General features: G+C 33.8%; 17 protein-coding genes. 11 read left to right on the top strand and 6 right to left on the bottom strand.

All coding sequences use genetic code 11. The features are described from left to right. The first annotated feature begins 10 nt into the window (after window positions 1-10). The 7 genes from A8143_RS10485 (at window position 11) to A8143_RS10455 (ending at window position 6,339) form a co-directional block, all read left to right on the top strand. Window positions 11-493, top strand: coding sequence for a hypothetical protein (locus tag A8143_RS10485; RefSeq protein WP_070138049.1), 483 nt, complete (start codon window positions 11-13; stop codon window positions 491-493). A gap of 114 nt (window positions 494-607) precedes the next feature. Next, complete coding sequence (locus A8143_RS10480; protein WP_066758803.1) at window positions 608-1,336, top strand: helix-turn-helix transcriptional regulator; 729 nt, start codon at window positions 608-610, stop codon at window positions 1,334-1,336. A gap of 56 nt (window positions 1,337-1,392) precedes the next feature. Continuing rightward, window positions 1,393-1,800 carry a VOC family protein gene (locus tag A8143_RS10475; protein WP_066758801.1) on the top strand — a complete coding sequence of 136 codons (408 nt, stop codon included), beginning with the start codon at window positions 1,393-1,395 and terminating at the stop codon, window positions 1,798-1,800. 707 nt (window positions 1,801-2,507) lie between these two features. Further along, on the top strand, window positions 2,508-3,110 hold the full coding sequence (locus tag A8143_RS10470) for a hypothetical protein (RefSeq protein WP_139134333.1): 603 nt from the start codon (window positions 2,508-2,510) through the stop codon (window positions 3,108-3,110). A 9-nt stretch (window positions 3,111-3,119) separates the two neighbouring features. Then, on the top strand, window positions 3,120-3,986 hold the full coding sequence (locus A8143_RS10465) for a hypothetical protein (RefSeq protein WP_066758797.1): 867 nt from the start codon (window positions 3,120-3,122) through the stop codon (window positions 3,984-3,986). Between the two features lie 646 nt (window positions 3,987-4,632). Beyond that, window positions 4,633-5,322: a helix-turn-helix transcriptional regulator gene (locus A8143_RS10460; RefSeq protein ID WP_066758795.1), complete on the top strand. Its 690-nt coding sequence runs from the start codon at window positions 4,633-4,635 to the stop codon at window positions 5,320-5,322. 75 nt (window positions 5,323-5,397) lie between these two features. Next, entirely contained in the window at window positions 5,398-6,339 is a 942-nt protein-coding gene (locus A8143_RS10455; protein ID WP_066758793.1) for an alpha/beta fold hydrolase, read from the top strand. Window positions 6,340-6,784: 445 nt separating this feature from the next. On the opposite strand, the gene msrA is transcribed toward A8143_RS10455, so the two are convergent. The 3 genes from msrA to trxA form a co-directional block, all read right to left on the bottom strand. Continuing rightward, window positions 6,785-7,279, bottom strand: coding sequence for a peptide-methionine (S)-S-oxide reductase MsrA (msrA, locus tag A8143_RS10450; RefSeq protein ID WP_066758792.1), 495 nt, complete (start codon window positions 7,277-7,279; stop codon window positions 6,785-6,787). 10 nt (window positions 7,280-7,289) lie between these two features. After that, entirely contained in the window at window positions 7,290-7,736 is a 447-nt protein-coding gene (gene msrB, locus A8143_RS10445) for a peptide-methionine (R)-S-oxide reductase MsrB (protein WP_066758790.1), read from the bottom strand. A gap of 89 nt (window positions 7,737-7,825) precedes the next feature. Continuing rightward, window positions 7,826-8,152 carry a thioredoxin gene (trxA, locus tag A8143_RS10440; RefSeq protein WP_066758788.1) on the bottom strand — a complete coding sequence of 109 codons (327 nt, stop codon included), beginning with the start codon at window positions 8,150-8,152 and terminating at the stop codon, window positions 7,826-7,828. Window positions 8,153-8,324: 172 nt separating this feature from the next. On the opposite strand from trxA, the gene A8143_RS10435 reads away from it, so the two are divergent. Further along, window positions 8,325-10,019 carry a hypothetical protein gene (locus tag A8143_RS10435; protein WP_139134332.1) on the top strand — a complete coding sequence of 565 codons (1,695 nt, stop codon included), beginning with the start codon at window positions 8,325-8,327 and terminating at the stop codon, window positions 10,017-10,019. Here the strand turns inward: A8143_RS10435 and A8143_RS10430 are convergent. The 3 genes from A8143_RS10430 to A8143_RS10420 form a co-directional block, all read right to left on the bottom strand. Continuing rightward, window positions 10,006-11,199, bottom strand: a complete 1,194-nt coding sequence (locus A8143_RS10430) for a bifunctional alpha/beta hydrolase/OsmC family protein (protein ID WP_066758784.1) — start codon at window positions 11,197-11,199, stop codon at window positions 10,006-10,008. The two genes, A8143_RS10435 and A8143_RS10430, sit on opposite strands and share 14 nt — an antisense overlap. Window positions 11,200-11,263: 64 nt before the next feature. Further along, window positions 11,264-11,809: a carboxymuconolactone decarboxylase family protein gene (locus A8143_RS10425; protein ID WP_066758783.1), complete on the bottom strand. Its 546-nt coding sequence runs from the start codon at window positions 11,807-11,809 to the stop codon at window positions 11,264-11,266. Window positions 11,810-11,900: 91 nt separating this feature from the next. After that, window positions 11,901-12,737: a helix-turn-helix domain-containing protein gene (locus tag A8143_RS10420; RefSeq protein ID WP_066758782.1), complete on the bottom strand. Its 837-nt coding sequence runs from the start codon at window positions 12,735-12,737 to the stop codon at window positions 11,901-11,903. Window positions 12,738-13,249: 512 nt separating this feature from the next. Here A8143_RS10420 and A8143_RS16780 point away from each other — a divergent pair. The 3 genes from A8143_RS16780 to A8143_RS10405 all read left to right on the top strand — a co-directional run bounded on the left by A8143_RS16780 (window position 13,250) and on the right by A8143_RS10405 (window position 15,504). Then, the gene (locus tag A8143_RS16780; RefSeq protein WP_096348997.1) at window positions 13,250-13,588 is read left to right on the top strand and encodes a hypothetical protein; all 339 of its coding nucleotides are present in this window, start codon (window positions 13,250-13,252) and stop codon (window positions 13,586-13,588) included. Between the two features lie 124 nt (window positions 13,589-13,712). After that, window positions 13,713-14,876 (top strand): hypothetical protein, encoded by a 1,164-nt coding sequence (locus tag A8143_RS10410; protein ID WP_070138047.1) that lies wholly within the window; start codon window positions 13,713-13,715, stop codon window positions 14,874-14,876. A 70-nt stretch (window positions 14,877-14,946) separates the two neighbouring features. Further along, window positions 14,947-15,504 (top strand): RNA polymerase sigma factor, encoded by a 558-nt coding sequence (locus tag A8143_RS10405; protein WP_066758779.1) that lies wholly within the window; start codon window positions 14,947-14,949, stop codon window positions 15,502-15,504.

Genomic DNA, 15,504 nt, shown 5'->3' with positions numbered 1-15,504 from the left:
TAGTTTCATAATGCTAAGTCATGCAAGGAGCGATTTTGAAGCCTCAATTCATACAGGAGTTCATCTTATAGATACGACTCCATCAAAATCAAATCAATTTTTAAAAAATCTTAAAAAAGGATTCAATTTAAGTCCTTTTTTTATTGATAATTGGACTTTTTTGTTTCACGAAGATAATCGCTGTGATGGTTCTACCGATGGACAACTGCACGATTTAAAAAAAACTGCAATAGATTCTACTATCAATTTAAAAGTGGTGAATGATGGAGATGGTTGGGCATGTGACAAAAAAGAACCAAGAACATATCACATGGATTTTAATTTAAAGAAAAAAATAACTCTTTGGGATCGTTTTGAAATTCATCACTTTAGCAATGACAATAAAAAAAAGGTATATCTATTAGGTGCAGGGGAATCTGATTATATAATCCTTCACTTTAATTCTGATGACTTAATCTTTTTGTTTGAATACAGAAGCGAAGATCCTGGATAGAACATGGTCAATTCTCATTGAATAAAAGGATGTGTTTAAACCTTAAAAAAGTTCGAAATCAATTGAATCATTAACTTTAATGGGCTAAAAGGCTTCAGCTGTACTTCGTAAATTATGAGAAAAAAGATAAAAATAGGATTTTCAGAAATTGGTGGGATTTATATTGGCGACAGTATAGAAACGAACCAGCACTTCAATCATACCATTACAATTGCAGTTTCTTTTTCTGGAAAATTCGCGTTTTGGACTAACCATCAAACAATTTACAGTTCAGGAATAATTATACAGCCTCATACGACTCGAAAATTTAAAAGTCTAAATAAAAATTACGTCGGATTTATCCACATATCGCCCTATACAAAACAAGGCTTGAAACTAATCAACAAATTAGAAACCCATCGACATTTAACCGACGATCAGTTAAAATACATAAGAGAAACATTGTCTCAATGGTTTATACAAACAAAGAATAATCAAAATATCACTGAAGAAATAATTGATAAAATTTCTGAAAAATTTGGCTTTAAAGCGAGTATCAGCATAGATGCACGCATTCAAAAATCGATGGATTTTATTCGTAAAAGCGAAACTACTACCCTCAAGGAAATTGCCGATTACATTAATTTATCGAAGTATAGATTCTCCCACCTTTTTAGGCAAGAAACCGGAATGTCCTATAGAGAATTTGTATTACAGGCAAAACTAATAAAATCCCTTCAAGCAATTTATAATAAGCAAAACCTTACACACTCGTCTTATTCAGGAGGATTTGCTGATCAAGCACATTTTACTCGGACCTATTACAAAACATTTGGCATATTACCGTCCAAAAGTGTAAAATAGCAAGTTCATTCAATTTTTCGCACTACCAAGTTTCCATCTTTGTAAAAAAATTAAATATGAAATCATTAGTCGCATATTTTACAATTAAAGGTAGATCTGAGGAAGCTCTTAAGTTTTATGAACATTGTTTTGACGGACAAACAACCTTTATACAACGATTTTCTGAAACCCCATACCAAGTTTCAGAAGACTATAAAAACAAAATTGCTCACGCTGAATTTAAAGCAGAAAATGTACATTTTTACATTTCAGATGGATTTGAAAAGGAAGATGTCGTTTTCGGTAACGGTATTGGTATAACTGTAAATTTTGATAACCGAGCTGAACATCAATCAGTTTTCGAAAAGTTAAAAATTGATGGGGAAGTGACATACGACTTTTTTGAAACCACTATAGACACCAGTTTGGTTTGTGTTATCGATAAGTTTGGTGTGCACTGGTATCTTAATTATATAAAGGAATAAATTACTCAAATCGTAAAGATGTATTCAAACTTCTTGTTAAAAACATTCTAAAAAAGAACCTACTATTCCCGACTACTTTCCAAATTTAATAGTTCTCTTGAACTTTATTCGATTGGAAATAAATCGTTATATTAGCGCTAACCAACCCAAAACATTCAGCTTAATAAATGTGCTTTTCATAATGTATGTTAATTGGCTTTATTGAACTTTAGTGTGAGTACTGCTCTTCTTTTAACGAATATAAGTAATACCAAACCTGTAAAAAATGACTTAAGACCCACCATCCTTTGGTGAATAAACAAAAAAGAAGTCATAATACGGTAACGTAAAACTCATATCGGAGAAAAATATGACCTGAAAACTCCTTAACCCAAAGTAAGGCAACCCAAAAAAAATGTAATGAAAAATTTAAAAAAATACTTTACGCTATTTTTAGTTACACCTTTGATTTTCAGTTGTTATAAAGAAGAGCTCATCCTGCAAAATACTAAATCTAGTACAAAAGAAATAATAGTTGATTCTAGCAGGTACCCAGGACTCTCAATTCAACAAGGTGTATTGAATTTTAAAGTATCGAATATTATACTTCCATCGTTTCGAATGAATTAGGTAGTTCCGGAACAGATGATTTAATATCATACCTCAATGAGATTAATTTTGAATCTTATGGGAAATCGGTAAAAATAAGCGAATATAATGATCCTTTTATGGATGCGATTATGAATTCAGATCAAATTATAAAAATTGAAGATTGGTTTATTCATGTAGATATGGAATCTGAAAGTGTATTTACAGTTTCAGCAAAGGAAGAAAATGCATACAAATCTTTAAAAAATCGAACCAATCGGAATATGAAAACCTTTTCAATATCTGATGATGTTCTTGATCATCTTAAAAATGGAACTCACCCTAATGAAAGAGGATGTGGTGGAATTGGAGGAAGAGATAAAATTTCACCCAAAATTTATATTGATGGAAGTACTTGGTACCGATCCGAAATGCATTTCAACAGATTTGGAGTTTACTACGTCCTAAAAGGAGGATTTGATTCTAACGATATCGCGGGGTTTGGTGGCACTGTTAAATTAGAAATTAAAGGTCCTGAAGGGTGGTGCCAGAGAAGGCCATGTGGTGAAGACAAAATAAAAACCGTTGATTCACAAGAATTCAATTACACGGGTACACACCAAAATTCGTATAAGTTTTATCAAAATGTCCGTAATTTAAACGGGTTTTACTTTTACGTTCGAACAAAAGTTGCAGGTTTGAGTACATCTTGGACTGGCGACAAAATTAATTCTCCCTATTAATTTTAACTTATGAAAATATTCATATTATCAATTTTAATGTTTTTGGTTGGGCAGTTGACTGCCCAACCAAATTTTTATATTCGTCCAAAAATTGAGAATAAAGTAAGTCAAAGTTTGAGCGATAAGCCTCAAACCAAATCAATTTTCAACAATCATTATAATACCAATTATTATCCTAATCCATACTGCGAGGTTTGGTCTCCAATGTTTTTCACAACCAAATCATTTACGCTTGGGTTAAATATTGGTGTTAAATTTGCGAACAACGATTTGGTTGAAATTGGTTATAATGAAGATCAGTCAGGAAGTAAAATAATCAGTCGGACTCTCGGTTATTCCGCTGATTATCCGGATTCGTATCATATGCAAAATAGACCATCACATAGTGTCAATCTCATAAATCATAGGTTTGAAATACTGTACTATAAAAATCTAAATTCAACTAGCGATTCTACACTTTTAAATTTCCCCAATTCTCATTTTCTATTTGGAACTGGTTTGAAATATTTGCCAAGCGCAGTAACCAAAAAAAAACCGCACAATGGTCAAGTTTTTTATAATCCAGGCGGCTCTTATGATAATATTTCAATGTATTGGCAACACAGCGTTTTTGGTTGGAGTAAGTTTTCATCCTTTTTAACATTAGGGTTTTCAACTGACATCTATTTTAACAAAACATATTTATTTTCTAGTTCCATTTTATACACTGTCGGTTTTAATGTTTTACAAAGCACTAAGGATAAACTATCTGTTTACGAGAACGATTTATTAATTAAAACATATAATTACGAAACATATAGTAGGGGAAGTGGGTTTCAATTCCAAATTTCTCGGAAATTAGAGTTTTTTCCTTGGAAGAAACTACGTAAAAATTAGTCATTTTTTTGTTCCTATTTCTTGTTCTTCAGTTATTTTATTTCAAGTTTAGTAGCTATTTGTTCTCCAGTTTTTACACCGAGGTTCGATCTCCAATATATTTCACAACAATATCATTTTGACGTTAAACATAGTCCTCAACAAATACTGATATGATGTTTCTTTGATCGAAATAAAAACCCGGGAAATACCCAATTCAAAAACCAAATCATGGATTTAGAACAATCACTAGATTTAATTCAAAAGGTTAACCAATCGATCATTGTGCGCAACGAATCAATTCGACAAATAATTGAATATTAACCGCATCTTGATTAAAAAATCCTCTATATTTAGTGAAACTCAAAATCTAGCGCTTAAAGGAGGTTGTCAATGATTAAGAGGGTAGAAAATATGATTTTAAACATGCTTCTGAAAAAATATATACCGAAATAAATAATGTCGAAGAAATATTTGTAGCGTCGGTAGGATCTTCGAACGAGGTTGAAACGGATCAATATAACAATAGTTTTGGTTTTCCGCTGAAAAGTAATTATAGTACCCCATTTTGGGAAAAATGCAATTGCGAACTCTATCGATATCCACCCTATTTAGCAACAGCTTTGATAGCTAAATACCCTGTATCTACAAACCGAACCAATTAACAATGGAATATTTTGAAACAAATAGGTTATCAAGGTTAACCGCTACACTGATTCAACTGCAAACTAAACGCATTGTTACTGCTGCTGAATTAGCAGAAAAATTTGATATCAGTAAACGAACTGTTTATAGGGATATAAGAGCATTGGAGCAGTCAGGCGTACCAATTTTTACAGAAGAAGGTAAAGGTTATTCGCTAATGGATGGCTACAAAATTCCACCTGTAATGTTCACCGAAAAACAAGCCAATGCCTTAATCTTAGCAGAACAACTTGTGTTAAAAAGTAAGGATGCCTCTTTTGTTTCTGATTATTCCGATGCCATCGACAAAATTAAGTCAATCCTGAAGTACACGATCAAGGACAAAACAAATTTACTGACCGATCGAACCCAATATAATCAGGTTAAACAAAAGGCACGAAACAGTAACAACCTATCTGATTTGCAACACGCTTTAACCAATTACGTCCTGGTAAAAATTGATTATTTGGACAAAGAAAATACCTCAACTACGCGTGTGATAGAGCCGTTTGCTATCCTTAATTCTGAAAACTGGTACTTAATTGCCTGGTGTCGTTTGCGAAAAGAATTTCGGTTTTTTAGGCCCGATAGAATTCGAAAAATGGAACTGCTTTCCGAAACTTTTGAGCCACATAACATGACTTTACAAGCGTATTTTGACAAATATCATTAAGATCTTTTCACCCTTGTCATAAGGCTGTCACAAGTCGGGTCTAATTTTGCTTCATAAACTTAAAAACAAATCAAAATGAGCAAAATTTCAAATGCAATTGACTTTCCAAAGGCTACCATAGTTTCAGTGAATAATATTGAATTGGAAGTCTTTGAAGCCGGACGAGAAAATAGTGGAAATCCTATTGTACTTTGTCATGGTTTCCCCGAAAATGCCTATTCATGGCGTTTTCAAATTCCTGAATTAGTTGAAGCAGGATATCATGTCATTGTTCCCAATCAACGTGGTTATGGAAGTTCTTCTTGTCCTAGTGAAATCACGGATTATGATATTGAACAATTAACGGGAGATCTGGTCGCGCTTCTGGACCATTATGGTTATCAGCGCGCTTCATTTGTTGGTCATGATTGGGGAGCCAATGTGGTTTGGTCCCTTGCCTTACTTCACCCCACTCGCGTGCATAAAATAATTAACTTGGCCCTACCCTATCAAGTCCGTGGGGAAAAACCTTGGATTGAATGGATGGAAGAAGTGTTTGGAGGAGATAATTATTTTGTTCATTTTAATCGACAAGCAGGTGTTGCGGATGCTATATTAAGTGATCACGCCGATAATTTCCTTCGGAATTTATTTCGGAAAAACCTGCCGTTATTGCCTCCACAACCAGGCATGTTAATGATTAACCTTGCGAAGGCAGTAAAGCCACTTGGAGACCCCATCATGTCAGAAAGTGACTTAGCAGTTTATGTTTCTGCTTTTAAAAATTCAGGCTTTACTGGTGCCATTAATTGGTATCGGAACCTTGACCGAAATTGGCATTTGCTGGCCGATGCTAACCCAATAATTAATCACCCGAGCTTGATGATTTATGGCGAACAAGACCTCATCCCAAAATTAGAAAACCTAATTGATTTTGTTCCGAATGTAGACGTCGTCAGCTTAAATTGTGGCCATTGCATCCAACAAGAAAAACCTGCAGAAACAACAGCAGCCATCCTCAATTGGTTAACACCATAACTTGAATTAACCTAAAATACAAAAGCAGTTTGAGTCTATCTTCAAACTGCTTTTATGTTGGTTTGTTTTAAAGATGATGTCAATATTTTTTAGGAAGGACCCAAGTCAACACACCAAACTTAAAGATTGGACGAATTGCAATATGCTGTTTTATAACTTCAAAGGAATATCACCTATATATTTAACGGTTATAGGTTGTATAAATCGCTGACTGAGTGAAAATTATTAAAGAATTAGACCAAAACTCCGACTACTTTTTTTCTGAGAAGGGGAATGTTAGGTTGAGTAAGTTGAATCTAAGCCTTGAAAATCCAGAGCTTATTGAACAGATTAAGAAAATTTCATGAGAAAATATACATCCTATTTATCACCAATGCTGAACAGAAAAGAAGAACCTGTCGTTACTGCGATTGAAGAATAATTCGACCTACTGAAATTATTACAACTACCCCAAAAATGTTCCAAACCGCTCAAAATGACAGGTATACCCGTCTGGATTTTTCTCCAAATAATCTTGATGTTCGGGTTCTGCAGGCCAAAAGGTGCTATAAGGTTCAAGTTGTGTGACAATTTTACCATCCCAACGTCCCGAAGCATTAACCAATTCTATCATTTCTTCTGCAATGGCTTTTTCTTCATCGTTTTGAATGAAAATAGCAGAGCGATAGGATGATCCACGATCATTACCCTGTCGATCAACTGTAGTTGGGTTGTGTACACGATAAAAATAATCTAAAATCTTCCTAAAATTAGTTATGGAAGGGTCATAAACCAGTTCAATTCCTTCGGCATGACCTGGATGATTTCTATAGGTCGGGTTATCATTTTCTCCCCCAATATAACCTACTTCGGTGTCAATAATTCCGGGCTGCTTGCGGAATAAATCTTCCATCCCCCAAAAACAGCCCCCGGCGATATATGCTTTTTTATAATTGTTCATTTTTTTCTCCTCAATTCGTTATTTTTTTCAATGAAAGTGCATTTACGCAATACCTCAATCCACTTGGCGCTGGTCCATCTGGAAAGACATGTCCCAAATGTGCTTCGCAAATATTACACGTGGCTTCAATTCTTTTCATGCCATAAGACGTGTCTATATGATACGCTACTATATCTTCTTTCATCGGTTGATTAAATGATGGCCAACCTGTTCCACTATCAAATTTTTCATTCGAATCAAATAAAGGTGTTTCGCAGCAAACACAGGCGTATTTGCCCGGCTCGAATCGGGTACACATGTCAGAACTATGCGCACGCTCTGTACCTTTTAATCGCGTAATTCTAAAAACCTCATCGTCCAACAAAGTTTTCCATTCTTCCTCACTCTTAACAACGCTGCGCTCGGGTTGTGGGTTCCCATTACTAGCGATACGAATAATATTTGCCCAATTCAACATAATAATTCTCCTATTTAATTCAATTACTAATTTACACGCTCTGTATTTATTTAAGACGAAAAAGAACCGCTTTTTTTACTAAAATTTAGTTAAACTTTCGGTTGGGCATAATACTGCATTTTACTTTCTAATGTAGATTTTGTTTGTAAACCAACCATTTTTTCTAATATTTCACCTTCTCTTATAAAAAAGAGCGCCGGAATACTTCTAATTCCAAATTTTGCAGCCAATTCTTTTTGTTGATCAACATTTACTTTTACCACTTCAAAATCTTCTTGATGAAGTTGAGATAAATCTTCAACTATTGGAAGTTGCGTTTGACAAGGACCACACCAATCGGCATAAAAATCAACTAATACAGGTTTTGTACCATTTACTATTTGATCAAATTCTACTTGATTATTTATTGCTTTCATTTTTTATAAATTTTAAATTCAATACAAATTTAGATGGATTTTAAAGCATCGAGATAGTCAAGATTTCCTGAAGATTTAACAATTATTCCCTTTGCCTATTACTTCAGTCAATAGGTAGATGCTTTTAATCATCTTCTCAATTTAATTGGATTAAAAAAAGTAAATTTATTAAATGCTAAAAAGCTTCTTATTTCTTAGTTTTTGGATGTGCTCCTGGATGTGCTTAGCTTATCCTAATCCTTATTATTTTGAAAAGGCAGAACAGCATTTTATTGCTCGTTTTATAGACTTTAAAAAAGATAAAATAAACGTTCAAGTCTTGGCGTATTTCCCCTATAAAAGCGAGCCAATTAAAGTCAAAACAAACGTAACTTTCAGCTGCTCAATTCAGCACCATACGTTAAAATCATTAAAAAAAGGCTATTTACTATCAGTATTTACCAAGTCATCTCCCCGGTTACTAACCGTAACTGATATCCATTTTTTAGGAGAAAATAACGTATTTGTTTATGACAGAAAAGCGAACAACGGACAAGGACGAAGTGCTTATATTGATATACAAGACTATACCAAAATTTGGCGTCAGTTTTACGATGATTTTAGGATAATGGATGGCTGTTTCGAACTTAAAATTCCGGAAGTTGATTTAGAAGCAAATACCCAAGACAATCCATTTTATGAAAGTTGGATTTACGCGATGAGCAAACAAAATTTTATCTGTAAACCTTTAAGTTTTGGCTATTGGAAAGAATTAGATGAAGAAATTGCATCCATTGTAGCTGACGAAAATTCATTAGGTTATAGCCTCTATCGTAAGAGTAAAAAGGGGGAGAATAGTCACTTTCTTCATTTTATTCGACAAAATGACGATTTAAGCATATTAGAAGATAAAATTATAATAAAACAACAATTATACGATGGTTTTGAGTGGAATTCTAGCTTTTTATTTAAATATGACTCTGCACAAAAAACTCCAATTGAATGGCAAATCAACAAAAAAATAAATCACAAGACCTTTTTTTGGGGCGATGATTTTTTGCCTGAACAAAACCGTATCAATGGCATAAAATTATTGCTGGAAGATCCATCTCAATCGGCAAATGGCACCTTTGTTTCTCAACAAAAAAACACCATCATTCATGGCAAATTCGTAAATGGAAAGCTAAACGATAGTTTATCGATTATAGAAAATAATCACCCTGTTTTAACCGCATTTTTTGTATTCGGAAAAGCAAATGGCAGGTGGATAAATCACCAATCTTCAACCAAAGATGGTTTGGTATATCATTACATCAACGACTCATTAAATGGTCCAATCTATTTTTTGAAACATGATGACACACTGGCTACTGGTTATTTTAAGCGTCATCTTCCTGTCGGTCAATTCAAAATATGGAGTCAAGATAACCATAGACTTATTAGAACATACGAGTTTACCCAAACCACAAAAGAATACCCCCTACAAACGAATCAATATTACAATTGGAAAGAAGCCGCTCCAATGTTAAAAACTACCTTTTATGAAAATGGAAAAAAATACAGTGAATCCCTAATAGATGATGGGTATGAAACGCAGCGCAAAATGTGGTATTATCGCAATGATACAATTTGGACAGCTGAATGTTATTTTAAATATGGACGTATTGATCATGGACAAATCATCACTGGTCATGCTCAACCACAACCCAATGAACTTCGAATATTGGGTTCAGCAAGTGGAAAACGGCCAAGTATTAACGTTGAACGATTGACTTATAAAAAAGGAAATATCGTAGCCCGTGAGCAGTTGTATTTTTTACAAGGCGATTATTATTTTATCGATGGCATCAAGGTAAAAAAATCAACCAAAAAATTTAAATCAAAGTAGTTTCAATTTGCACTTCCCCTTCCAAGGTTCGGTGCACAGGACATTTACCTGCAATCTGCCTTAAACGTTCTTTTTGCTGGTCATCTAAATCTCCAATAAATTGCAGTGTCTTTGTAAAAACATCAATTTTTTTATTGTCAACGGTTTCTTTTTTATGACTGATATAAGCAAAAGCTTCTTGAAGATTCCATTTTTTTCGTTCAGCATATAGCTTAACAGTCATTACGGTGCAAGCCGCCAGTCCCGCTGAAACCAATTCATAAGGTGACATTCCTAAATTATCTCCTCCCACATCGAGAGGTTCATCCGCAATTAAACCATGATTTTGAGAATGGATACTCGTCGTAAAATTATCTTCTATCAGGTTTAAATGTCCCACAACTTGATGTTGCTCTGGATCATTTTTAGGACTTTCCTTTAAATTAATATACCTTTTGGCCCAAATTCCAATTACTTCGCCCACGTACAGACTATCAGCTTTATTGGATAAAAGATGATTGGCGCCATCTAATGATACAAAACTTTTAGGATGCATTGCATTTTGGTAAATTTCATGAGCATTTTCAATGCCTACAATTTCATCAAAAGGAGCATGCAGAATCAAGATCGGTTTTCTCAGTTTTTTGGTAATTTCTGGCAAATTATGTTGTTTAAATCCTTCAACGAACCGTCCCGTAATCACGAAACTTCTTCCTCCAATAGTAACCTCAGCTTTTTCATCTGTTCCCAAGTGACTAATTTGATCTGCAAAATGTTTCGTAGTATGACCAATATCTGAGGGCGTTCCAATAGTTGCTACGGCTTTAATATTATCCAATGAAGAAGCCGCTACAATTGCCGCTGCACCACCTAAAGAATGGCCAATGATTAATTCAGGCAACTGATAGTGTTCTTTCATGTAGTTATTTACCGCCAAAATATCATCAATATTTGCCTCAAAATGACTTTCAGAAAACTCTCCCGTACTTTTTCCCAAACCTGTAAAGTCAAAACGTAAAACCGCAATACCAGCTCTATTTAAGCCTTGTACAATTGAACGAGCAGCATTAAACTGACTATTACATGTAAAACAATGTGCAAAAATGGCATACTGCTTTGGTTGCTGATTATTGGGAAAGTCAATAAATGCCTGTAAATCATTCCCTTTCTGGTTGTCAATTTTTAATGCTGTTGTTTTCATTATTGATAAAAGATTAAAATGTTGGAGTAGCCATAAACTACTCCAACATAGTTAGATTTCCAAATTATAATTCTGGGGCTATTGGAAAGTCAATTTCAAAACCAGTTAGGTTATGAATGTAGTTACTGATAATTTTATCTCCAACCAGCATTACTACATCTATCAGGTTTGCTTGATCGTAACCTGCGTTAAAAAATGCTTCTTTCGTCGCATCATCAACTTTTCCTTTATTCTCAACTATTGCAGCGCTCAATTTTACCAAGGCTTCCAATTTTTGATCAAAACTTGCTTCACCCTTCCTGAGTTCAAGAATTTGCTCGTCTGTAAAACCATTCATTTTTCCAATGGCGGTATGCGCTGATTGACAATAACGGCAACCATTAATTTGACTTGTAACAAGGTTCACGACTTCTTTTTCTTTCGCTTTTAAAGTCGATTTACGATTTTGTAAAGCTAAATAGTCTCCTAATGCCGTTTCGTTTTTAGCATAAAAGGCATAAAGATTGGGTACAAAGCCGATTTTACCTTTTAATTGATCAAAAATAGCCTGGTTATTTTCTGATACTTCTTCTCTTTTTGGAATGTCAAATGTTAATCCTGTAGTGTTCATATAAATAATTTTAATTGTTTAAATTTTAATGACACTACAAAGTTGCGGCTTATTAAAAGCGTATCGCTAGGCAGTTATTCCTTGCGAATTATCAATTTTTCCCTTCCCGTAAATTTCGATATTCACGCGGTGAGATTAATTGGTTTTTTTTGAAAAATCGACTGAATGATTGAATGTCGGAATATCCAAGGTCGTATGCAATTTCAGAAATATCTTGTTCTGTATACCATAATAATCGTCGTGCCTCAAGCATTATTCGATCATGAATAAACTGTAAAGGGCTTTTAGATCCTAATTTTTTGAAAGAATTGCTGATTGTTTTCGGTGATTTATACAGTAAGTCAGCATAATCACTAACCGCATGTTTTGTTTTAAAATGTTTTTCAACGAGGTAATTAAATTCCCGTATTAAATCGTGTTGCTGTGTATCAACATGCTCTCCAATACAACATTTCTTGTAAACACGAGTACAAAGTATCAGAATTCGTTTTAACATCATTTGCAACATTTCCATCTGTAAGCTATCTTGCATTTCAAACTCAAAAACAGATAATTTCCAGACAGTTTCTAATACTTCTAGCTCTTGTTTTTCCATTTTTATCCGTGGAATTTCACTTGAACCATAGAATAGTACACCTTTACAGCTCACCTCACTATCATGGTCGATAACACAATAAAAAGGTCGATTAAAACGTAAAATCTCAGCCTCAAAATCGCTTACAATACTCACTTGGTGAAACTGAGTTAAAAAAATGATTTCATTTTTATTAAAAATATAAGATTGACTGTCTATTATCAATTCTGCTCCATCTGATTTGAACCAAATTATTTTCAACGTTTCATTTCGTTGTGCCGTCAGTGGATTATAATTATTGGACTTGACCTGTTGAATGTCAAAATACTCTCCTGAATTACCTTCAAAAATCATGCGTTAAAATTAAGACTGATTTTAGAATTAAAAACAAAAAAAGGAAGTAAACCTTAACATCCACTCCCCCTTTTTATTGTTCCGGGTGACTATTTTTAGAAAATCAAACATCGAATCACAGGGAGCGTGCGAGATTTTACTTAATTATCATTTTTTTAAAAAACGATGATTAGTAGTTCGATTAAAAAAGATAGGATAACTTACTGGTTGCGTAGGCAATAAATTACCGAGCAGCAAGGTAGAGAATTAATTCAATGAAAGAAACTCGCGATTAAGGAACGGTGTTTTTTTGTTTAGCAATGGATAAAATAACGCGATTAACGCCCCTTATGCAACAAATATGCATGATAGTTAGCCGTTTATAATCTCTTTTTTTTAATTCAGCAGAGAAAACCGGTAATACGTCGAATAGTTATTTAAAAACCGAAGTAGAACCCTTTACAATTAAACCTTAATCACTTAGTTTTGATATTGATTAGTTTAAATTAATCAACCTCTCAAAAAACAAAAACATGAAAACTAAACAATTATTAATAGGTTTAACCCTTATTGGATTAAGTATAACTGGTCTCACAAGTCTATCTTCTAAAGATACCATGGTTGAAGGTCAAAAAACAGGTAATCCGGCCTGCGAAATCTACGGTAAAATCAAAGTGGTGGACTATGGGGAAGATTATAAAGTGAAGGTAGTCGATTACGGAGAAGACGTTAAAGTAAAATGGGTGGATTACGGAGAAAACAATAAAGGTAAATGGAAGTCTGTGGACTACGGCGAAGATTTTAAGATTAAATGGGTGGATTATGGAGAAGATTTTAAAATTAAAGAAGTGACCTATGGTGAAGGTTGTTAACCTTCTCTTCTACCCCTTTTTACTCCTACTCTTATAACCAAAATTGATTATTTACTTTTTTTAACATTTTCTCACGAACTTATTTGATGTTCTTGTGTAATACGAGAAATCAAATCTTGAGAATATGAAATTCATCACTTATTTATTCGTTTTTGGAGCTTGTTTTTTAATGTTTCAAAATGGACGAACACAAACACAACCTGAAAAAGTTTATTCCATTGTTAAAGTTTTCAAAGACTATGAATGGTATGTGTCGCAATATGAAGCTTGGGAAAAAGTGATAAAAAAAGACCGTAAGAATCCTACGGCTTGGGAGAATTATTATTGTGCGGCACGAATGGCAAAAATAACAGCTCCATCTGAGGAACTTCTTTTTAAATGGGCTTCAAAAATGGACGATGTAATAGAAAAGGTAGAAAAAAACATCCCTAAAACTTATGAATACTATCATTTAAAGTGCTGGCATTCCAGTATTTGGGGATCAAAAAAGGATAAGGTTGATGAAATAATATCTTGGAGTCAAAAAGCCTATGAAATAAATCCAAATCGCACAGAAATATACCCTGATTTAATGAATGCTTACATGATTGTAGGAGATAAAAAAGGGATGGCTAAAATAGGCCAAAAATGGTTAAAATCTGGGGATCTTTCTCCCAGTCTTATTGCAACCACATATAATATGTTAATGTCTGTTGAACAAGACGCAATCTTATTAACCGCTGGCGATAATGATACCTATCCCGCACTTATTTTGCAACACGCACAAAACATACGTCCCGATATCACAATCATTAACATATTTTGTGCCTACGGTTCAAACAACTATCGTAAAATACAATTCCAAGAAAAACAATTAATTCCGCCGACAAATGTGCGAAGCGAACGAGAAATCATTGATACAATTATTGAACAAATCAACCATAAACCACTTTATTTCTCTTACGGAGATTATATTAATAATATGGAATCTCTCCAACAAAAAACATATACTGTTGGATTAGCTTTTAAGTATCATGATGGCCCTTACAATAATATCTCAAGAATTGTAAAAAACTTTGAACAACATTTCTTATTGGATCAACTGATTTTTAACAGTTATCCTGAAAAGTTCCCTGAGCAAGTTAAACGAAATAATTTAACCTATCTCCCCGCATTAATGCAATTGTATGAACATTACAAAACTGTAGAAGACTCCAAAAAAATGCAACGAACAGCAACAATTATTGAAAGAATCGTTGAAAACACTTCTCATGAAGCAACTATTTCCAACTTTTTAAATGCAGAATAAGTCTTAAAATATAAGTAAACCAAAACGCGAAGGGAGTCTTAATTTTCGGATTTCCTTCCGTTTGATTTCTATGAAAAATCTTAAATCCAAATCAGATGAAGATTTAATGCTTGCTATTCGTAAAAGAAAGAGTGAAGAAGCATTTAATGAGCTATATGCCAGGTATAGTCATAGGCTATTATTGTTTATGTATAAAATGCTAAATCAAGATGAAAACAAAGCTCAAGATTTTCTGCATGATATTTTCCTACAACTTATTAAAAGACCAGATCAATTTAATCCGGAAAAAAAATTTAAACCATGGATTTTTACGGTCGCAGCTAATAAATGTCGAAATGAATATCGTTTAAAAAAACTCAATGATCTATCAGGGATGGAGAATCACCTCTACATTAACGAAAGGTCAACAAACAATATTGACCATGCTCTATTCGCCAACGAACTGAAAATTGCCCTGAACGAACTCATTCCAATCTATAAAGAGGTTTTTATTTTACGATACGATGACGGCTTAAGTTTAAAAGAAATAGCCGCTGTCCTTGATTGCCCTTTGGGTACTATTAAATCCCGCCTTCATTCAGCCACAAAATTACTCTCTGATAAACTTATCCATTTTCAAAACCATTAA

It is taken from the genome of Crocinitomix algicola, from assembly GCF_001661595.2.
In the GTDB taxonomy this organism is placed as follows: Bacteria; Bacteroidota; Bacteroidia; order Flavobacteriales_D; family Crocinitomicaceae; genus Crocinitomix; species Crocinitomix algicola.
Note: the sequence above shows the minus strand (reverse complement) of the source record. Positions and strands in the feature narration are given on the sequence as shown.